This is a genomic window from Streptomyces sp. NPDC050806 (assembly GCF_055586425.1).
Window position 1 is genome coordinate 298,784 of sequence record NZ_JBVJIF010000010.1, and the last position, 19,921, is coordinate 318,704.

The 19,921-nt window shown below is 72.6% G+C and carries 17 protein-coding genes; 9 read left to right on the forward strand and 8 right to left on the reverse strand.

Features of this window, described 5'->3' with window-relative positions; translation table 11 throughout:
• Positions 1–10: 10 nt before the first annotated feature.
• From ACZ6WH_RS30750 to ACZ6WH_RS30765, 4 genes are all read right to left on the reverse strand, one after another.
• Positions 11–1,432, reverse strand: coding sequence for an Nramp family divalent metal transporter (locus ACZ6WH_RS30750; protein ID WP_469732379.1), 1,422 nt, complete (start codon positions 1,430–1,432; stop codon positions 11–13).
• Positions 1,433–1,543: 111 nt separating this feature from the next.
• A complete protein-coding gene (locus ACZ6WH_RS30755) occupies positions 1,544–2,518 on the reverse strand; it encodes a phosphoglycerate dehydrogenase (RefSeq protein WP_469732381.1) in 975 nt (324 codons plus the stop codon).
• The gene (locus tag ACZ6WH_RS30760) at positions 2,515–3,318 is read right to left on the reverse strand and encodes an HpcH/HpaI aldolase family protein (RefSeq protein ID WP_469732383.1); all 804 of its coding nucleotides are present in this window, start codon (positions 3,316–3,318) and stop codon (positions 2,515–2,517) included. Before ACZ6WH_RS30760 ends, ACZ6WH_RS30755 begins: the two co-directional genes overlap by 4 nt.
• Positions 3,319–3,351: 33 nt before the next feature.
• The gene (locus ACZ6WH_RS30765) at positions 3,352–4,359 is read right to left on the reverse strand and encodes an aldo/keto reductase (RefSeq protein WP_469732385.1); all 1,008 of its coding nucleotides are present in this window, start codon (positions 4,357–4,359) and stop codon (positions 3,352–3,354) included.
• 230 nt (positions 4,360–4,589) lie between these two features.
• Between ACZ6WH_RS30765 and ACZ6WH_RS30770 the strand changes: the two genes are divergently transcribed.
• The 5 genes from ACZ6WH_RS30770 to ACZ6WH_RS30790 all read left to right on the forward strand — a co-directional run bounded on the left by ACZ6WH_RS30770 (position 4,590) and on the right by ACZ6WH_RS30790 (position 9,883).
• Positions 4,590–5,912, forward strand: a complete 1,323-nt coding sequence (locus ACZ6WH_RS30770) for a four-carbon acid sugar kinase family protein (RefSeq protein WP_469732387.1) — start codon at positions 4,590–4,592, stop codon at positions 5,910–5,912.
• Positions 5,909–6,913: a 4-hydroxythreonine-4-phosphate dehydrogenase PdxA gene (gene pdxA, locus ACZ6WH_RS30775; RefSeq protein WP_469732389.1), complete on the forward strand. Its 1,005-nt coding sequence runs from the start codon at positions 5,909–5,911 to the stop codon at positions 6,911–6,913. The genes ACZ6WH_RS30770 and pdxA overlap by 4 nt, the downstream gene beginning before the upstream one ends.
• A gap of 28 nt (positions 6,914–6,941) precedes the next feature.
• Complete coding sequence (locus tag ACZ6WH_RS30780) at positions 6,942–7,763, forward strand: DeoR/GlpR family DNA-binding transcription regulator (protein ID WP_432860364.1); 822 nt, start codon at positions 6,942–6,944, stop codon at positions 7,761–7,763.
• Entirely contained in the window at positions 7,763–8,680 is a 918-nt protein-coding gene (locus ACZ6WH_RS30785) for a pirin family protein (RefSeq protein WP_469732391.1), read from the forward strand. The genes ACZ6WH_RS30780 and ACZ6WH_RS30785 overlap by 1 nt, the downstream gene beginning before the upstream one ends.
• Positions 8,681–8,830: 150 nt before the next feature.
• The gene (locus ACZ6WH_RS30790) at positions 8,831–9,883 is read left to right on the forward strand and encodes a chitinase (protein ID WP_469732393.1); all 1,053 of its coding nucleotides are present in this window, start codon (positions 8,831–8,833) and stop codon (positions 9,881–9,883) included.
• A 127-nt stretch (positions 9,884–10,010) separates the two neighbouring features.
• On the opposite strand, the gene ACZ6WH_RS30795 is transcribed toward ACZ6WH_RS30790, so the two are convergent.
• Both ACZ6WH_RS30795 and ACZ6WH_RS30800 read right to left on the reverse strand, forming a co-directional pair.
• Positions 10,011–11,441: an MFS transporter gene (locus tag ACZ6WH_RS30795; RefSeq protein ID WP_469732395.1), complete on the reverse strand. Its 1,431-nt coding sequence runs from the start codon at positions 11,439–11,441 to the stop codon at positions 10,011–10,013.
• Positions 11,442–11,611: 170 nt separating this feature from the next.
• Positions 11,612–12,817 (reverse strand): MFS transporter, encoded by a 1,206-nt coding sequence (locus ACZ6WH_RS30800; protein ID WP_469732397.1) that lies wholly within the window; start codon positions 12,815–12,817, stop codon positions 11,612–11,614.
• Positions 12,818–12,994: 177 nt separating this feature from the next.
• Here ACZ6WH_RS30800 and ACZ6WH_RS30805 point away from each other — a divergent pair, with 177 nt between their 5' ends.
• Positions 12,995–13,915 (forward strand): LysR family transcriptional regulator, encoded by a 921-nt coding sequence (locus tag ACZ6WH_RS30805; RefSeq protein ID WP_469732399.1) that lies wholly within the window; start codon positions 12,995–12,997, stop codon positions 13,913–13,915.
• A 77-nt stretch (positions 13,916–13,992) separates the two neighbouring features.
• Here the strand turns inward: ACZ6WH_RS30805 and ACZ6WH_RS30810 are convergent, their stop codons facing one another.
• Together ACZ6WH_RS30810 and ACZ6WH_RS30815 are read right to left on the reverse strand one after the other, a co-directional pair.
• The gene (locus ACZ6WH_RS30810) at positions 13,993–14,226 is read right to left on the reverse strand and encodes a hypothetical protein (RefSeq protein WP_432860379.1); all 234 of its coding nucleotides are present in this window, start codon (positions 14,224–14,226) and stop codon (positions 13,993–13,995) included.
• A gap of 160 nt (positions 14,227–14,386) precedes the next feature.
• Positions 14,387–15,373: a LacI family DNA-binding transcriptional regulator gene (locus ACZ6WH_RS30815; RefSeq protein ID WP_469732402.1), complete on the reverse strand. Its 987-nt coding sequence runs from the start codon at positions 15,371–15,373 to the stop codon at positions 14,387–14,389.
• 180 nt (positions 15,374–15,553) lie between these two features.
• Here ACZ6WH_RS30815 and ACZ6WH_RS30820 point away from each other — a divergent pair, with 180 nt between their 5' ends.
• The 3 genes from ACZ6WH_RS30820 to hglS all read left to right on the forward strand — a co-directional run bounded on the left by ACZ6WH_RS30820 (position 15,554) and on the right by hglS (position 19,852).
• Complete coding sequence (locus tag ACZ6WH_RS30820; RefSeq protein ID WP_469732404.1) at positions 15,554–16,984, forward strand: sugar porter family MFS transporter; 1,431 nt, start codon at positions 15,554–15,556, stop codon at positions 16,982–16,984.
• Between the two features lie 187 nt (positions 16,985–17,171).
• Positions 17,172–18,344, forward strand: coding sequence for an NAD(P)/FAD-dependent oxidoreductase (locus ACZ6WH_RS30825; RefSeq protein WP_469732406.1), 1,173 nt, complete (start codon positions 17,172–17,174; stop codon positions 18,342–18,344).
• 74 nt (positions 18,345–18,418) lie between these two features.
• Positions 18,419–19,852 (forward strand): 2-oxoadipate dioxygenase/decarboxylase, encoded by a 1,434-nt coding sequence (hglS, locus tag ACZ6WH_RS30830; RefSeq protein ID WP_469732408.1) that lies wholly within the window; start codon positions 18,419–18,421, stop codon positions 19,850–19,852.
• Positions 19,853–19,921: the final 69 nt, after the last annotated feature.

Here is a 19,921-nt window from a genome sequence, read left to right on the forward strand (position 1 = left end):
GCCGTGCCGCTCACCCGGCCGTGACCACGCCCACCGTCTCCAGGACTCCGTAGACGCCGACGCACAGGATGGCGACGCTGCTGACGACCAGCGCGACGGTCATCCACGGACTTGTACGGAAACGCCGTGGTACGCCGGTGTGGCGGAGCCGCCAGACCGCGACCACCACGGCGAGCAGGAAGATCCCGCCGCCGATGCCGCCGATCTGGACCATCAGGACCGGGGACTGCACCCACAGGAAGAAGCAGGTCCATATCAGCGGCAGGGTCCAGGTGAGGACGCGGATGGTGCGGGTGCGGCTGCGTACGTCGCTCCAGTCGATGACGCCGAGCATCCCGAGGGTGTTGGTCCACAGCCGGGGCACGGAGGCGGTGGAGCCGATGAGGGTGGAGAAGAGCACCGCGACGGCGCCCACGAGGAACAGATACTCGGCCCAGGGGCCCATGGTGTCGGTGTAGATCCGCGAGAGCGTGGTGATCATCGCGTTGCCCTCGGGCACCAGACCCTGCGGGTGCAGCACGGCCGCGCCGATCACGTAGAAGGACAGGGTGCACACCACGCACACCGCCAGCCCGGCCAGCGCGTCCAGCCGCATCACCTTGATCCAGCCCGCGGCCCGCCGGGCCCGCTCCTCGCTGCCGTCGTCGGGGCCTGCCCAGCGCGCGTAGCCCTTCTCCAGGCACCAGTACGTGTACGTCGTCATCTCGTCGGCGCCGACGCCGGTGATGCCGAAGACGGCGAGGGCGATGCCGACCGTGCCCGCCGGGATGTCGAAGCCGAAACCGCTGCCGAGTTCGCCGGCGCCGTAGCCGAACCCGGTCCCGGGCAGGCCCACCGCGAGACTGACGGTGATCAGTGTGAAGACGATGACGGAGGCCACGCAGGCGCGTTCCACCAGGCTGTACTTGCCCGTCTGGAGCAGGAGGACGGCGGCCAGGGTGACGGTCACGGCCCAGAGCGCGAGCGAACCGGCGCTCAGCGGCCCGCCGATCACCGGCCAGAGCACGGAACACGCCGCGGCGGTGCCGCCGATGATGCCCCCGCGTTGGAACATCTTGGCGAAGTCCATACCGATCCAGAGCCAGTTGATCCACCCCAGCCGGCCGATGCGGGGCCCGACCTCGCGGTAACCCTCCAGCGCCGTACGGCCGTTGAGGATGGTCCAGCGGGCCAGCTCCATCTGCACCCAGACCTTGACGCCGGTCGACACGATCACCAGCCACAGCAGCGCGAACCCGGCCTTGGCGCCGAGCGCGGTGGTGGTGATCAGCTCCCCGGAGCCGACCACGGCGGCGGACAGCACGAAGCCGGGGCCGAGGTGGCGCAGCCGGTCCCGGAAGGAGGCGGGCGCCGGCCGGGCGTCCTCGGCGCGCAGGGCGTACGGATCGGCCTGCGCGGGCGCCACTGGCGGGGCGGTCTCGGTGGTCGGCATGGCGGTGTTCCTTTGCTGGATCCGGCGCCGTCGCCGGAGCGGAAGGGAAACAGCGGTGCGGTGGGGGGGCTGCGCGCGAGCCGGTGCACGCGGAGCGCGTACGGGGCCGCCTCAGCCCGCGGGGTGGAGCGGGGCCTGCCCGGCGAGGACGCGGAGGACGTCCTCGGCGACCGTCAGGCCCATGGCGCGGTTGGCCTCCGGAGTGCAGGCGGCCATGTGGGAGGTGAGGGTCACGCGCGGTGCGGTGCGCAGCGGGTGGCCGTCCGGCAGCGGTTCGACGGCGAACGCGTCGAGCGCGGCGGCGGCCAGCTGCCCGGAGTGCAGCGCCGCGGCGAGCGCGGTGTCGTCGACGAGGTCGCCCCGGGCCGCGTTGACCAGCACGGCGCCGGGCTTCATGGCGGCCAGCCGGGCGGCGGTCAGCAGCGGTTCTCCGGCGGGCGGCAGGTGCAGTGTGACGATGTCGGCTCGGCCCAACAGGGCTACGAGCGCGGCCGGTTCGGCGCCCTCGGCGGTCACGGCGTCGCCGGGCACGTACGGGTCGTGGGCGAGGACGCGCATCCCGAAGGCCCGTGCGTAGCCCGCGACCAGCCGGCCGATCCGGCCGAAGCCGACGACGCCGAGGGTCCTGCCGTGCAGCTCGGGACCGAAGTGCTTGGGCCAGCCGCCCGCCACGACCGCGGTGTGCGAGGCGGAGATCCGGCGGGTGGCGTCGAGGATGAGCCCGAAGGTGTACTCGGCGACGGCGCGGGAGTTGGAGCCGGGCGCGCACACCACGGGGATGCCGCGTGCGCGCGCCGCGTCGAGGTCGATGGTGTCGGTGCCCACGCCGTGCTTGGCGATGACCTTCAGCCGCGGCGCGGCGTCCATCACCTCGGCGGTGATCCGGTCCATGCCCGCGATGACGGCGTCGGCGCCGGCGAGCCGGCGAGGCAGCTCGTGCGGGGGCAGCGCGGTGTCCTCGTACGGGCGGAGCGGGCCGGCCCCGCCGTCGGCGAGCAGTTGCCACGGCTCGGCCGCGTGCCGCGCGAAGGTCGGCGTGGTGATGAGCGTGGTGCGGCCCGGCCCGCACGCGTCCGCCGCGGTCACGACCGGGTGCCCCGGGCCGCGTCGAGGTGCGCGGCGGCGATCTGCTGGAGGTGGACCACGTCGGCGCTGACGGTGGCGAAGGTGTAGCCCTCGTCGAGGCGGCGGGCGGCGCTCGCGCCGTCGGCGTTGTGGATGCCGGCGGCGATCCCGGCGGCCTCGGCCGCCTTGCGGATCCGGGCGAGGGCCGCCTCGAAATCCTCGGCCACGTCCGGGTCGGCCGAGGTCTTCCCGCCGATGGCCAGGCGCAGGTCGGAGGGGCCGACGTAGATGCCGTCGAGGCCGGGGGTCGCGCAGATCTCCTCGACGTTGGCGAGCCCGTCGGCGGTCTCGATCATCGCGAGGACGGCGGTCTGCTCGTGGGTGTCGGCCGGGTCCGGGCCGATCCGCAGCTGGGCGCGCATGGGTCCGTAGGAGCGGCGGCCGTGCAGTGGGGTCTCCCCGCCGGAGGCAGGGGACGGATAGCGCGCGGCGGCGACCGCGTCGGCGGCGTCCTGCGCGGTGTCGACGAGCGGCACGATGACGGCGGCGGCCCCGGCGTCCAGGGCACGGCCGATGTACGTCATGTCGTTGGCCTCGACCCGGACGATGCCGACGGCGGTGGAGCCGCGGGTGTCGGTGGCGATCAGGTTGTTCAGCAGCCCCTGGTAGCCGAAGAGGCCGTGCTGGGCGTCGAACGCGAGGTAGTCGTAGCCGATCCGCGCCAGGCGCTCGGCGGCGACCGGCGAGTCGAGCAGCGACCAGTAGCCGATGAGGCGCTGCCTGGTGCGCAGGGCGGTGGTGAATTCGGCTGCGGTGGTCATACGGGTGTCCCTCCGGAGGTAAGGGTTCGCGGCTCAGCGGTTGTAGGCGGGCATGGGGCCGCGCAGGCCGGCGCCCACGGCGTCGCAGGCTTCGGTGACGTCGGCGGGGAGCGGACCTGCCTGGGCGGCGGCGAGGTTGGCGCGCAGGTGGCCGACCCGGGAGCCGCCGAGCAGCAGCGCGTCGGTGGACGGGCGGTCCAGCAGCCAGCGCAGGGCCAGTTCGGTGAGCGGGAGGCCGGCGCCCTCGGCGATCGCGGTGAGCCGCGCGACCGCGGCGAAGAGGTCCTCGTTCCAGTAGCGCTGCCGGTACATCGCGGCGAGCCTGGAGTCGCCGAAGCGGCCGGTGGCCGGGTCCGCGCCGAAGTGGTGCCGTCCGGTGAGGAGCCCACCGCCGAGCGGGTTGTAGACCATGGTGCGCAGGCCGCTCACGGCGGCGTACTCGGTGTACTCCTCCTCGATACGGCGGGCGAGGAGGTTGTGCAGCTGCTGCGCGACGACGGGGCGCGGCGCGCCCGTTTCGTCGGCGGTCCGGGTCAGTTCGGCGATCTGCCAGGCGGCGTAGTTGGAGACGCCGAGCGCGCGGATCTTTCCCTCGGCGGCGAACCCGGCGACGGTCGTGAGGGTGTCGGCCAGTGGCGTACGGCGGTCCGGCTGGTGCAGGTAGAAGAGGTCCACGTGGTCGGTGCCGAGCCGCTTGAGGCTGCCCTCCAGCGCCGCGCGCAGGCCGGCGGGGGAGAGCGGGGCGTGCTCCCCTTGGTCGGGGTGGGGGATGCCGGCCTTGGTGGCGAGGACGATCCGGTCGCGGCGGCCGGGCAGCAGCCCGGCGAGGATCCGCTCGCTCTCGCCGCCCGCGTACCCGTTCGCGGTGTCGACGCAGCTGATGCCCGCGTCGAGGGCCACGTCGAGCATCGCGGCGGCGCCCGCGCGGTCGACGGTGTCGCCGAACGTCATCGTGCCCAGGACCAGGCGGGACAGCGGGAAGGGGAGGGGCGGAAGTCCGGCCCCCTGCGGGCCGGTACGGGTGCCGTTGCCGGTGCTCACGAGCGGTTCCTTCCGGTACGGGGGCCGCGCGAGGTGCCGCCCGTCCGGCGGCTGAGGGGCGACGGCCGTTGTCGCGTGGAGGAACGCTCGCATGGCTGCGCGTTATGCGCAATAGTCTCGCGCGAATCGCGCAAGCTGTGCCATCATCGAGCGCATCGGCGCCGCGGTCATCGACCGTCGCGCGCCGCGTACGGGGCCCCGCGTCGGGCCCGGTCCTGGAGGAGGTTGTCGTGAGCCCTTCGAAGGGCGTACCACCGGTCGTCGCGCTCGCCGACGACCTGTCCGGCGCCGCGGAGGTGGCCGCACTGCTGCGGCTGCCGGCACTGCTGGCGTTGCGCCCCGCGCAGCCACCGCGCGACGGGGAGGCCGTGGTGGTGGACCTCGACTCGCGTCACCTGCCGAGCGCGTCCGCCGCCGAGGCCGTGCGTGCCGCGCTGGCCGGCCACCCAGGAGAAGCCGCCTGGTACAAGAAGTCCGACTCGCTGCTGCGGGGCAACGCCGGGGCCGAGGCCGTCGCGTTCGCCGAGGGCGCCCGGGCCGTCGTGACCGCCATGGCGCTGCCCGCCCTGGGGCGCGTGGTGCGCGACGGTGTGGTCCACGTCGAGGGCGTACCGCTGCACGACAGCGGCGCGTGGCGCGCGGAGGAGCGTGCGGGGCCCCGCTCCGTCGCCGAAGCCCTCGCCCCGCTGCCCACGACCGGGGTGCCTCTCGATGCGGTGCGGCAGGGGCCGCGGGCGCTGGCCGGCCGGCTGGCCGCGGTGGCCGCGCGCGGGCGGCACCCGGTGTGCGACGCCGAGACCGACGTGGACCTGGACGTCATCGCCGAGGCCGTACGCCAACTCGGCTCGGAATACCGGCTGTTGGGCAGTGGCGGACTGGCCGCCGCACTGGGCCGGCACGTCGGCACCGGCACTCCGGCGCAGGACGTGCCCGCCGCCTACGGGCCCCTGCCCGCCGCTGACGGGCCCCTGTCCGCGGCCGACCGGCCTCCGCCCGCCGCCGACCGGCCCCTGCTCGTCGTCGTCGGAAGCGCGGAGCCCGGCGTCGTTGCGCAGATCGCGCGACTGACGGCGGCCGGGGCGCGCCATCTGCCGCTGGCGCCCGACACGGTGACCGGCCCCGCCCCCGTACCCCTGCCGCCGCTCGCGCCCGGCAGCGTCACCGTGCTGTCCATCGACGGGACCGGCGGCATCCGCCCAGGCGCCGCCCGGCGGCTGGTGGCCGGTCTGGCGCGCACGGTCGCTGCCCTGACCGGCACACCCGACCTGGTGCTCACCGGCGGCGAGACCGCCCGCCGGGTGCTGGACGCCGTACGGATCACCGCGCTGCGGCCGGTCGGCGAGATCCACCACGGCGCCGTCCACTGCCGCACCGCCGACGGCCGTTCGGTCGTCACCCGGCCCGGCAGCTTCGGCGGCCCGGACTCGCTCCACCGGATCGCCGCCGCGCTGCGGCCCCGCCTTCTGCCCCCACCGCCCGCGGCCCGCCCCGCGCTCCCGGCCCCGGCCGGGCCGGCGGGCCCCCGTGCGTCAAGCCAAGGAGTCACCCAGTGAACGCGCAGCAGCCCCTTCCCCTCATCGGCCTCACCATGGGCGACGGCGCCGGCATCGGACCCGAGGTCATCGTCCCCGCGGTGCTGGACCCCGCCACGCTCGGCCGGTGCCGTCCCGTGGTGATCGGCGACGCCGCGCGGCTGCGGAAGGCGGCCGCGATCCTCGGCACCGACTGCGACATCGTCGCCGTACAGGCTCCCGGCGAGGCCGAGTTCGCGCCCGGCCGGATCAACGTCATCGACCTCGGACTGCTCCCCGAGGACCTGCCGTGGGGCCGGCTGTCCGCACAGGCGGGCAACGCCGCGTACGAATACGTCAGGCGGGCCGCCGAACTGGCCGTCGCCGACGAGATCGACGGCATCTGCACCGCCCCGCTCAACAAGGGCGCGCTGCACGCCGCCGGCCACGTCTACCCCGGCCACACCGAACTCCTCGCCCACCTCACCGGCGTCGACGAGGTGTCGATGATGCTCTCCTCCGACAAGGTGAAGGTCATCCACGTCACCACCCACATCGGCCTGATCGACGCGGTCAACCGCATCGAGCCGGGGCTGGTCGAGCGGACCGTGCGGCGCGGCCACGAGGCCCTGGTCCGGTCCGGGAAGCCGGACCCGGTCATCGGCGTCTGCGGCATCAACCCGCACGCCGGTGAGAACGGGCTCTTCGGGTACGGCGAGGAGGCGGAGAAGATCGTCCCCGCGCTGGAGAAGGTGCGCGCGGCGGGCATCGACGCCCGTGGCCCGCTGCCCGCCGACACCGCCTTCTTCCTTGCCTCGCGCGGCGATTACGACCTCATCGTGGCGATGTACCACGACCAGGGCCACGGCCCGGTGAAGGTGCTCGGCATCGAAGCGGGCGTCAACCTCACCATCGGTCTGCCGGTGATCCGCACCTCCGTGGACCACGGCACCGCCTTCGACATCGCCGGTACCGGCAGGGCCGAGGCCGGTAGCATGATCGAGGCGCTGCGGCAGGCCGCCGAGATGGCCACCGCCCGCTGAACCGACGAACCGGTAAGGACACCAGACGATGTCGCCCACCGCATCCCAGGCCCGGCGGGAGGAGATCCTTCAGCTCGCCAACACCACGGGCCTGGCCAGCGTCGAGGAACTGTCGCAGCGCTTCGGCGTGACCGCCTCCACCATCCGCCGCGACCTGGCCCGGCTGACCGCCGACGGCCGCCTCGCCCGGACCTACGGCGGCGCGATGGCGCTCACCGCCCACCCCGAGGCCTCGCTCCGGCAGCGCACCGGCGAGGCGTACGCGCAGAAGCGGGCGATCGCACGGTGGGCGGCGGCGCAGGTCCAGCCGGGCGAGACGGTGCTGCTCGATGCCGGGTCGACGGTGGGTGCGCTGGCGCACGAGCTGCGTACCGCGAAGGACCTCACCGTGGCGACGACCGGCCTGACGGCGCTCCACGAACTGGCCGACGTGGAGTCCGTCCACGTGGAGTGTCTGGGCGGTACGCTCCGCCCGCTCAGCCAGGCGTTCGTGGGCCCGCTGACCGAGGCGGCGCTGGAGCGGATGACCTTCGACCGGGTCTTCCTCTCCGCCGACGGCGTCACGGCCGACGGCGGGATCTGCGAGGCCGACCTGCGCCAGACCCGCCTCAAGGAACTGATGGCCCGCCGGGCGGCGCACGTCTACGTACTGGCCCATGCGGAGAAGCTGGGCCGCGCCCCCTTCCACGCCTGGGCAGCGCTGCCGCCCGGCTGGACCCTGGTCACCCACCGCACGGCGCCCCGCGACCAGGTCACCCCCTTCACCGACCGAGGCATCCGCGTCGTCCGGGTCGAGCCCCTCGAAGAACCGGGCGGCGGAACCACGCAGCCGCAGGAAGGCGACGCCTGATGAGCAACGTCGAGGTCCTCGCCCCGCGTGACGTCCCGCTGGGCGGTCCCCGGTCGATGACCGTACGCCGCACGCTGCCGCAGCGGACCCGAACGACGATCGGCGCCTGGTGCTTCGCCGACCACTACGGGCCCGACGACGTCAGCGAGACCGGCGGCATGCGTGTCGCCCCGCATCCGCACACCGGGCTCCAGACGGTGAGCTGGCTGTTCAGCGGGGAGATCGAGCACCGCGACAGCCTGGGCAGCCACGCCTTCGTGCGGCCCGGTGAGCTGAACCTCATGACGGGCGGACACGGCATCAGCCACTCGGAGGTCTCCACCGCGCGCACCACCGTCCTGCACGGAGTGCAGCTGTGGGTGGCGCTGCCCGATGAACACCGCGACGCCGAGCGGGACTTCCAGCACCACGTCCCCACTCCCGTACATGTCGGCGGGGCCGAGATCCGGGTGTTCCTGGGCACGCTCGCCGGCACCACCTCCCCGGTACGGACGTTCACACCGCTGCTCGGCGCGGAACTCACCCTCGCGCCGCGCGCCACGGCCACCCTCGCCCTCGACCCGGCCTTCGAGCACGGTCTCCTCGTCGACCGCGGGCACGTCCGGATGGCCGGCGCCCCGCTGCGCCCGGCCGAACTGGGCCACCTCGCCACCGGACACGACACCCTGACGCTGGTGAACGACTCGGACGACACCGCCCGCGCGGTCCTGCTCGGCGGAGCCCCGTTCGAGGAGGAGATCGTCATGTGGTGGAACTTCATCGGCCGCAGCCACCAGGACATCGCCCGGGCGCGGGAGGAGTGGGAACGCGCCTCCGACCGCTTCGGCACCGTCGACGGCTACGACGGGAAGCGCCTCCCCGCCCCCGCCCTGCCCCACGCCACCCTCACCCCGCGCGCCAATCCGCGGCGCCACTGACGGCAGAGGAAGGCCAGGGAACCGAACCCCTCGGTCCTCAAGTGGTCCAGACCCATTGATTTAAGGTCTGGACCAATCTACGGTGTGGCCACTCATCCGGTCATCCCGGCCATGAACACCTCCGCGTGCCATGGCGAGAGAGGACACGACATGATCGGTAAGGCTCTCCGTCTGCTGGGCGCCGGGCTGGCGCTGGTGTGCGCCGCGCAGCTGCCGGCCGCCGCCGCACCCGCCGCGCCACAGGCCGACACCTGCGCGGTGAAGTCCCGGCCCACGGGCAAGGTGCTCCAGGGCTACTGGGAGAACTGGGACGGGGCGGCGAACGGCGTCCACCCCGGGCTCGGCTGGATCCCGATCACCGACTCCCGCATCGGCGCGCACGGCTACAACGTGATCAACGCGGCGTTCCCCGTGATCCGTTCGGACGGCACCGTCCTCTGGGAGGACGGAATGGATGCCACGGTGAAGGTCGCCACGCCCGCCGAGATGTGCCAGGCCAAGGCGAACGGCGCCACGCTCCTGATGTCCATCGGCGGCGCCGCGGCCGGCATCGACCTCAACTCCACCGCCGTCGCCGACCGGTTCGTCGCGACCATCGTGCCGATCCTGAAGAAGTACAACTTCGACGGCATCGACATCGACATCGAGACCGGCCTCACCGGCAGCGGCAACATCAACCAGCTCTCGGCATCCCAGGCCAACCTCATCCGCATCATCGACGGCGTGCTCGCGCAGATGCCGTCGAACTTCGGCCTGACGATGGCCCCCGAGACCGCGTACGTCACCGGCGGCAGCGTGACGTACGGCTCGATCTGGGGCGCGTATCTGCCGGTCATCAAGAAGTACGCGGACAACGGCCGCCTGTGGTGGCTGAACATGCAGTACTACAACGGCAGCATGTACGGCTGCTCCGGCGACTCCTACTCCGCCGGCACCGTCGAGGGCTTCACCGCGCAGACGGACTGCCTCAACAAGGGCCTGGTCGTACAGGGCACCACCATCAAGGTGCCCTACGACAAGCAGGTACCGGGCCTGCCCGCCCAGCCGGGCGCCGGCGGTGGCCACCTGTCCACCGCCCAGGTCTCCCAGGCCTGGAAGCACTACAACAACAACCTCAAAGGCCTGATGACCTGGTCCCTCAACTGGGACGGCTCCAAGGGCTGGACCTTCGGCGACAACGTCAGGACGCTACAGGGCCGCTGAGGCCCGGGTGCACGGCAGGGGCGGACGGGGTCTTCACCTGTCCGCCCGTGCCGATGCTGGCTTGACCGCGCAGGGCGAGGGCCGGCGCGCTCGCACCGCCGCTGCGGGCCTGGGCGCTGCTCCCCGTTCAGCGCGTGCCCGTGCTCGCGAGTGCCAGGTCGTGGGCCTCGGTGCGGGAAGCCACCGCTGGGGCCGAGCCGGGGAGTGGGCGGCCCGCGGATTCCGTGGTGAACCAGCAGGCGACGGCGCCGATCGCGCCGGCGGCCATGAGGTAGTAGCCGGGCACGTTGATGTCTCCGGTGCCCTGGATCAGCAGGGCGTTGATGACGGCGGTGGTGCCGCCGAAGAGCGAGACGGAGATGTTGAAGGCGATCGACAGGCCGCCGTAACGGATCTCGGTGGGGAAGAGCGCCGGCAGTGTGGACGGGATGGTGCTGTTGAAGCAGAGCAGCATCAGCGACATCAGCGTCAGGCCGAGGAAGACCGTCGTCAGGGTGTTCTGCTGGATCAGGAGCACGGAGGGCACGCCGAGCACGATCAGCATGGCGCAGCCGAAGTACAGCACCGGCTTGCGGCCGACGCGGTCGGAGAGCCGGCCGACGAAGGTGATGAGCAGCATGCCCAGCGCCAGGACGGCGATCTCCAGCAGCTGCGCCCAGGTGGCGCTGACCGCGGGGGCGAACTTGCCGATGTACTCCAGCATGTACGTGGTGAGCATGTAGTTGGTGACGTTGAAGACGAGCACCAGGCCCATGCAGATCAGCATCGGCCGCCAGTACCGGACGAAGATCTTGCGGATCTCCTTGAGGGTCTGGTTGCCCTCGCGGCCCTTGGTCTCCGCGACGACGGCCTGGAACGCGGGGGTGTCCTCCAGCTTCAGGCGGAGGTAGAGGCCGATGATGCCGATCGGCCCGGAGATCAGGAACGGGATGCGCCAGCCCCAGGAGAGCAGGTCCTCGTGGGACATCACGCCGGGCAGCTGGATGACCAGGCCGGCCACGCCGCCGAGCAGGTAGCCGGTCAGCGTGCCGAACTCCAGCCAACTGCCGAGGAAGCCGCGCTTCTTGTCGGGCGCGTACTCGGCGATGAAGGTCATCGCGCCGCCGTACTCGCCGCCGGTGGAGAAGCCCTGGACGAGACGGGCGAGCAGCATCAGCAGGGGAGCCGCCGGGCCCCAGGCCTCGTAGCCGGGTATGAAGGCGATGACGAAGGTGCCGATCGCCATCATGATGACGGTGAGGGACAGCACCTTGGTGCGTCCGATGCGGTCCCCGAGGGGGCCGAAGAACATGCCGCCGAGCGGGCGGACCAGGAAGGCGACGGCGAACAGGCCGAGCGTGCCGATGGTGCCGACGGTCTCGCTCGCGCCGGTGAAGAACACCGCGGTGAGCACCGGCGTCAGATTGGCGAAGACCCCAAAATCGAACCACTCGGTGATGTTTCCGACCGCCGCCGCGCCGATGGCCCGTCTGGTCACTTTGGGGTCGGTGACCGTGATCTCGTCGGCCGTCAGCGGTTTCCGGGTTACGGCTTCGGTATCGGCATGTGCAGCCGGCACAGAGAACTCCCTCAAACATCGCTCCCGGCGGAGTGCCGCCGGGAGCGCGATTCAGCGCGGCACGAGTGCCCGGAAGGGCCTCGGCGGGCGCTGCGTGCGATTCACAGCCCTGGTGGCTGAGGTGGCGCCGGAGCAGGCGTTCCGATGGCTCTCGCCGGTGGAACGACGGCTCAGGCGGAAAGGTCGTGCTGAGCGGGCCTCACTTCGATGTAGACGATTTCCACCTTCCGGCCGGTCACCCGGGTGCGGGTCCGGCCGGAAGGAGCGCGGTCGACCTCGGCGACCGCGACGCTCGTCACCAGGACGAGCAGCGCGGCGAGCGAGGTCACCAGGGACGTGGCCGTGGTCGGGGAGAACGGGACGGCCAGCAGCCCGACGGCCACGGCCGGGAGGCCGGCGCCCAGGTAGAAGGAGAGGTAGAGGGCCCCGGTGAGGGCGCCGCGTGCCCGGTCGGGGGCCTTGGCGTCGACCGCCGTGGCCGCTCCGGCGTGGGCCAGGCCGTGCCCGGCGCCCGCCACCACGGCCGCGACCAGGGTGAGCGCGGTCGACCTGCCCGCGGTGAGCGACAGCAGGGCGAGGCCGACCAGGAGGGCCGCGAGACCGGCGAGCTGCGCCCGTCGCGTGCCGAGCCGCCCGACCAGGGGCTGGGTGAGTGCGGAACAGACCAGTACGGCACCGAGGACCGAGCCGGTGACCGCCATGTTGTGGTGGCCGGACCCGGCCAGCAGGGCCGGGATGATCGCGAGGAACAGGCCGGCCGTCGTCCAGGCCAGGAAGCCGACGGCCGAGGCCGTGGCGAACGCCGCCCGCATCCCCCGGGGGACGCGGGGGACGGTCGGCCGCCGGCGCCCTCCCGGCGCGGCGGCAGCGGCGGGCGCGAGGGCGGAGACCCGGTACGCGGCGAGCGCCAGCAGGACCAGGTGCAGCAGGAAGGGCAGGACGTACGGGGCCGGCGCGTACTGGGCGAGGAAGCCGCCCACGGCGGCACCGGACGCGGTGCCCGCCACGAAGGCGATGCCGGCGAGCACCGCCCCGCGCCGCAGGCCGCGCCCCGCCGTCTCCCCGCTGACGAGCGCGGCGGCCGCACCGGTGGTCGCTCCGAGGGCCAGGCCCTGCGCGGCGCACCCGGCGACCAGCCATGGCAGTCCCGGGCCGAACGCGAAACAGGCCGACCCCAGAGCCGCCAGCACGATGCCCGCACGCAGGACCGGCCGCGGCCCGAAAGCGTCCGACACCGGGCTGAGCAGGAGCAGTGCGGGGGCGCTGGCCAGCGCGAAGACGGCGTGGAGCAGCATCATGGTCAGATCGTCGGCGTGCAGGCCGGCCTGATGACCGGGGTAGAGCGAGCTGGGGAGATAGGCCCCGAACGTGAGCACGACCAGCACGTAGAGACCCGTCGCCCGGCCGTGGCGGGTACGCGATGGGGACGCGGCCGAGCGGGAGACCCGCCGGCGGCGTCCGAAAAGACTCGTGGACAACACGCACGCAGAGTGACATCTGCGACTCACGCGCACAATCGAATGGCTTTGGAGGCGACCGTGCAGAATATTTGCATGATTGATCCGAAGCTCAAGGTGCTGCAGATGGTCGACCGCTACGGAGGCGTGACGGCCGCCGCCGAGGTCATGCGCTACACACCGTCCGCGGTCTCTTACCAGCTCCGGCAGCTGGCCGAGCAGCTCGGAGTGAAACTGATCGAGCCCTCCGGGCGCGGCATCCAGCTCACGCCGGCGGCGCGTACGGTACTGCGGCACACCGCCGTCATGCAGGCGCAGTGGGAGCAGGCGCGCAGCGAGCTGGCCGCGACGGCCGAGGAGCCGACGGGCAGCTTCACCCTCTGCGGCTTCTCGACGGCCGCGACACACCTGCTGCCGCCCGCCGCCGCGGCGCTGCGGGACCGCTACGCGCGGCTGACCGTCCGCCTGGTGGAGGCGGAACCGGTGCGCTGCTTCGAACTGCTCCTGGCAGGGGAGGCCGACCTCGGCCTGGTCGTGGTCACGTCCGACTCGCCGCCGCTGAGCGACGACCGCTTCGACCAGCAGCCCCTGCTCGACGACCCGCTCGACCTGATCGTCCCGGCCGACCACCCGCTGGCGGGGCAGAAGCGGGTCACCCTGGCGGACGCGGCCCGCGAACCGTGGATCCTCGGCACTCCGGGCAGCACCTACCACCAGCTGGTGGTAGGTGTGTGCATGTCGGCGGGCTTCACCCCGCACTTCGCCCACCAGGCCGACGAGTGGGAGACCGGGCAGGCGATGGTCGCCCAGGGGCTCGGTGTGATCCTGGTGCCGCGCCTCGCGCGCATCAACACCGGGTGGCCCGTCGCGCGCGTCCCCCTGTGGGGAGAGCCCGCGCCCGCGCGACGGATCCTGGCGGCCACCCGCAACGGTGCCGCCCGCCACCCGGTCGTCGCGCAGGCGCTCGACCTCATCAAGACGACGTCGTCCGGCCTGTTCCCGCCCGGCAGGAGATAGCTCCGTACGGATCGCCTGCCTCAGCCGTACGGCCTGCCTGTCCTTGCCGGGCGGTGGTCGGGCGCTGTGGTGGACCGTCAGGCGTGGTCGACCAGTTGGGCATGGCCCTTCTGCCGCGCGCAGTGGGCGCAGCAGTAGAACTGGCCGTCCGACTGCAGGCCGTGGCCCAGGATCCGGCACTTGCAGTTGTCGCAGACCGGGGCCATGCGCTGGGCCGCGCACTCCAGGCTGTCGAAGACGTGCACCGCTCCGGCGGCCCGCACTTCGAACGCCAACTCGTAGTCATTACCGCAGACTTCGCACTCCGCCATGGGGAATCCCTCCATCCGTCTCCGGCGACGGGCGGGGCAGGGGCCGCCGCATCCCCAACTTCCCACCGGAACCGGAGCCGCGCCAGCACACAACGAGCCGGTGCTCCGGCCCTTCGCGGCGAGGCGTGCGCGCACCGATGACGCCGTCGGCCGGTGGCGCTCACCCGTCGTCGCGCGGGAGGCCCGTCGACGCACGCACCACGAGCTTCGGGTCGAGAACCGCCTCGCGCGGCGCCACCCCCTCGCCCTCCAGCCGCTCGACGGCGAACCGCACCGCGTGCTCGGCCAGCCGGGCCGGGTCCTGGCGGACGGCGGTCAGGCCCACGGGCATGAGGTGCGAGAGATGGCTGTCGTCGTAGCCCACCACCGACACATCGCCCGGTACGTCGAGCCCGGCCCGCGCGAAGGCCATCATCAGGCCCAGCGCGCTCCGGTCGTTGCCCGCCAGTACGGCCGTGGGCAGCCGGTGCTCCGCGAGCATCAGCCGGGCCGCCGCGGCACCGGCCTCCTCGGTGTGCCGGCCCGGAATGACGCGGATCCCGTCGCCGAGGCCGTGGCGGCGCATCGCGGCACGGTAGGCGCGCCGCCGTTCCGCCGAGCCGGGGTCGCGTCCGCCGTCGACATGGACGATCCTGCGGTGCCCGAGGCCGAGGAGGTGGTCCATGGCCTGGCGTACTCCCTTGGCCTCCGCGGTGTGCACGTTGTCGACGTGGGCGCCGGTGATGCGGCGGCCGACGGACACCGCGACCGTGTGCCGCCCCAGCTCGTCCAGGTACGTGGTGCCGGCCCCCGGCCCGAGCAGGATCAGCGCCTCGCAGCGGTGGCTGAGCAGCGCCTCCACGGCCTTGCGCTCGGAGCGGCCCGGCGCGTTGGTGGAGAGCAGGACGTCGTAGCCGCGCTTCTCGGCCTCGGGGTGCACCGCCTCGGCGAGGTCGGCGTCGAAGGGCTGGTGCAGCGTGAGCAGGACGCCGAGCGTACGGCTGTGGCCACGGGCGAGGAGCCGGGCCGCGGTGTCCGGGCGGTAGCCCAGCTCGTCGGCGACGCGCAGGATCCGTTCCCGGGTCGCGGCACTCGCCCCGGCTTCGCCGCGGAAGACGATCGAGACCAGTGCCCGCGACACGCCGGCGCGGGCGGCGACGTCGGCCATGGTGGGGCGTCGACTGCCGTTCGTTTCCACCTGCTGTCACCCTCCCGTGCGGTGCGCCACGGAGGCAACTTCTCCGTAACAACCTATTGACATGACATTTGAACAACGCCATCGTTCTGGCCAACTAGAGCGCGCTAGTAGAGCGCGACAGCATCGTTCCTCCCACGCAAGGAGACGTCAATGAACGTCACGGACGACGCTTCCACACGCGGCGTGCCACCCGCCTTCGGCGAGGACGCACCGCGGCCCGTGCGACGCCGCCTGCGTGTCATCACCGTCATCGCCACCTTCGGCGGGCTCCTCTTCGGCTACGACACCGGCGTCATCAACGGCGCCCTGCCGTACATGAAGGACGATCTCGGCCTCACGCCCTTCACCGAGGGCCTGGTCACGAGCTCGCTGCTGCTCGGCGCCGCACTGGGCGCGGTCACCGGCGGCAAGCTCTCGGACGCCCGCGGCCGGCGCCGCAACATCCTCGTCCTCGCGGTGTTCTTCTTCTTCGGCGCGCTGGGCGCCACCCTCGCGCCCAGCACCGAGGTCATGATCCTGGCGCGCTTCGTCCTCGGCCTCGCGGTCGGCGGCGCTTCGGTGACCGTGCCCGTCTACCTGGCGGAGATCTCGCCCGCCGAGTGGCGCGGCGGACTGGTCACCCGCAACGAACTGATGATCGTCAGTGGCCAGTTGCTCGCGTTCACCTCCAACGCGGTCATCGCGCGCCTCGGTGGCGAGTCCGGCGGCGTCTGGCGCTGGATGCTCGTCCTCGCCACCGTGCCCGCGGTCGTCCTGTGGCTGGGCATGCTCGTGATGCCCGAGAGCCCCCGCTGGCTGGCCGCCCAGGGCCGGTTCAACGACGCGTTCGAAGTGCTGAAGCAGGTGAGGTCCCAGCAGCGGGCCGAGGCCGAGCTGAGCGAGGTCTCCGCGCTCGCCGTCAAGGACGAGCAGGAGAAGATCGGCGGGTGGCGGGACCTGCGGGCCACCCCGTGGATCCGCCGCCTGATGTGGGTGGGCTTCGGCATCGCCGTCGTCCAGCAGATCACCGGCGTCAACACGATCATGTACTACGGCACCCAGATCCTCACCGACGCCGGATTCGCCGCCGACAGCGCCCTGACCGCGAACATCGCCAATGGCGTGATCTCCGTACTGGCCACCTTCGTCGGCATCTGGCTGCTCGGCCGCGTCAACCGCCGTCCCATGCTGCTGGCCGGCCAGCTCGGCACCACCCTCGCGCTGCTGTTCATCGGCGTCTTCTCCATGACGCTGCCCGCGGGTGACGGCCGCGCCTTCGCCGTCCTCGCCATGACCGTCACCTTCCTCGGCTTCCAGCAGGGCGCGATCTCCCCGGTCACCTGGCTGATGCTCTCCGAGCTGTTCCCGATGCGGATGCGCGGCTTCGGCATGGGCGTCGCGGCGGTGGTCCTGTGGCTGACGAACTTCGCCATCGGCCTGGTCTTCCCCTCCATGGTCTCCGGCCTCGGCGTCTCCGGGACGTTCTTCGTCTTCGTCGTGCTGGGCGTCCTCGCCATCGCCTTCGTCAAGCGCTACGTCCCCGAGACCAAGGGCCGCTCCCTGGAGACCCTGGAGACGGAGCTGCGGGCGCGGTACTCGTAACCCTCCCCGGGCCCTGGCCCTCGGCCTCCCGGCCCCCCGGCCCATTGGTGGACGTCAACGGACGGGCTGCTGCACGATGTCGGGCAGCCTGTTGATCGGCACCGCCCCGCACTGTCAGTCCGCGCCGCGCCCCGGGCACCGAGGTCTCGTCACTCGCCGGGAGCGGCCTCTGCGAAGGGACCGGCCGTTGACCTCCTCCACCTTCCGTACCGTTCCGCCCACCGCCGACGTAGTGATCATCGGCGGTGGGGTGATGGGTGCCAGTACAGCGTTCCACCTCGCCGAGGCCGGGGTGCGTGACATCGTCGTCGTCGAACGTGGTGACCTGGGCTGCGGCAGCTCGGGCAAGCCGATCGGCGGGGTACGCGCCCAGTTCTCCGACCCGCTCAACATCGAACTGGGCCACCGCAGTCTGCGTGCCTACCGGGACTTTCCGCACCGGCCGGGCGCCGGCATCCGGCTCGACACCGTCGGCTACCTCTTCCTGCTCGACACCGCACAGCAGGCGCGGGAGTTCGAGGCCGGGGTGGACATCCAGAACGGCCTCGGCGTACCGAGCCGCATGATCGGCCCCGCCGAGGCGCAACGCCTGTGCCCCTACGTCAGCACCGACGGGCTGGTGGCCGCCGCCTACTCGCCCGCCGACGGCCACGCCCGCCCCGCACTGGTCGTACAGGGGTACGCGCGGGCCGCGGCACGGGCCGGCGTCACCCTCGCCACGCACACCGCGGTCACCGGCCTCGACACGGCCGGAGACCGCGTGACCGGCGTGCACACCAGCCGGGGCCGCATCGCCTGCGCGACGGTGATCTGCACGGCGGGCGCGTGGTCGGCCCGGATCGGCGACATGATCGGCACCAGCCTCCCGGTACGCCCCGTGCGCCGACAGCTGTCGTTCACCGAGCCGCTCACCCCGCCCGCGCCCCGCATCCCGTTCACCATCGACTTCTCCTCCACCGCCTACTTCCACAACAGCGACGACGGGCTGCTGTTCGGGCTCGCCGACCCCGACGAGCCCGAGGGGTTCGACACCACCTGGACCCCGGAGTGGCTGGCGCTGTTCCGCGCCGCGGCACGCCGCCGTGCCCCCGCCCTCGCGGACATGCGGACGGACGGCGGGTGGGCCGGCCTGTACGAAGTCACACCGGACCACAACGCACTGATCGGCCGCTCCGGCGAGTACGCCAACTTCCTCTACGCCGCCGGGTTCTCCGGCCACGGCTTCCTCCAGGCCCCCGCGGTCGGCGAGATCATGCGCGACCTGTACCTGGAGCGCGAACCGTGCACCGACGTAACCCCGCTCAGCGCGGACCGCTTCCGCCGAGGCGCCGGGACCCGACCCGAAGCCCACGTGGTGTGAACACGATGGCCCACGTGGTGTGAGACCGACAGCCCCTGTGGTGTGAATCCGATCGAAAGGCAGACCAGCAGACCATGTCAACGACCAGTCAGTGGCAGCTGCGCGCCGCGTTCGCGACGCGGCTGTCGGAGATGTACGGGCGGGAGGTACCCGCCTACACCACGCTCGTGGACGTCTCGCGCGAGGTCAACGAGGACGTCCTGCGCGCCCGCGGAGCCGACGCCGAACGGCTCGGCTCCATCGGCCGGGTGACCGCCGAACGGCACGGAGCCATCCGCGTCGGCACCCCGCGCGAGATGCAGCAGGTCGCCCGCGTCTTCGCCGCCCTGGGCATGCACCCGGTCGGCTTCTACGACCTGCGGGAGGCCGCCGCCAGCGCCGTACCCGTCGTCTCCACCGCCTTCCGGCCCGTCGACCGCGACGAACTGGCGCGCAACCCCTTCCGGGTGTTCACCTCCATGCTCACCCCTGCCGACCCGCGCTTCTTCGACGCCGACCTGCGCTCCCGCCTAAAGACCTTTCTCGCCGGCCGCGAACTGTTCTCCCCGGAGCTGCTCGCGCTGGCCGACCGCGCCACCCGTGAGCGGGAACTGCCCGCCGACGACGCCGAGCGGTTCCTCCGGCTCGCCGTCCGATCCTTCGAGCTGTCCGCCGAGCCGGTCGATGCGGCCTGGTACGAAACGCTGGAGCGGGTCTCGGCGGTCGCCGCGGACATCGGCGGCGTACGCAGCACCCACATCAACCACCTCACCCCGCGCGTCCTCGACATCGACGAGCTGTACCGGCGTATGACCGAGCGGGGCATCGAGATGATCGACGCCATCCAGGGGCCGCCGGCCTGGCACGGGCCGGACGTCCTGCTGCGGCAGACCTCCTTCCGCGCCCTCGCCGAGAAGCGCGCGATGCGCACCCCCGACGGCACCGTCCGCACCGGCGCCCTGCGCGTACGCTTCGGCGAGGTCGAGGCCCGCGGCATCGCCCTCACCCGGGAAGGCCGGGCCCGCTACGACGAACTGCTCGGCCTCGTCGACCAGCAGGTCGCGCAGGGCACGGGCGAGTCCCGCGCCGACATCGCCCGTGCCGTGTGGGAACGCCACATGCCCGGCAGCGAGGAGCAGCTCGCCGCCGAGGGGCTGGGCTATTTCACCTACCACCTCGCCCCCGGCAGGCCGCGGGACGGCAGCCGCCCGCCGGCCGGCCTGGGGGAGCTGGTGCGGCAGGGCTGGATCCACGCCCGGCCGATCGTCTACGAGGACTTCCTGCCCCGCTCCGCCGCCGGCATCTTCCAGTCCAACCTCACCGGCGAGGGCACCCGCAACACCACACAGGAAGGCACCGCCTACGACGCCGACCGGCTCTCCGGCGCCATCGGCCGCGAGGTGCTCGACCCGTTCACGCTCTACGCCCGACAGCGGGACGACTCCCTCGCGCAGATCGCCGACGCACTGGAACTCGGCGGCGCCGGGGAACTGGGCGACGACCGGGAATCCGGTGGCATCCGCAGCTGATCTCTACCCCGTGAGGAGCACGGAGGTGCGTGTGCTCAGGCTCGCCCGTGGCGCGGTCACTCATGACGC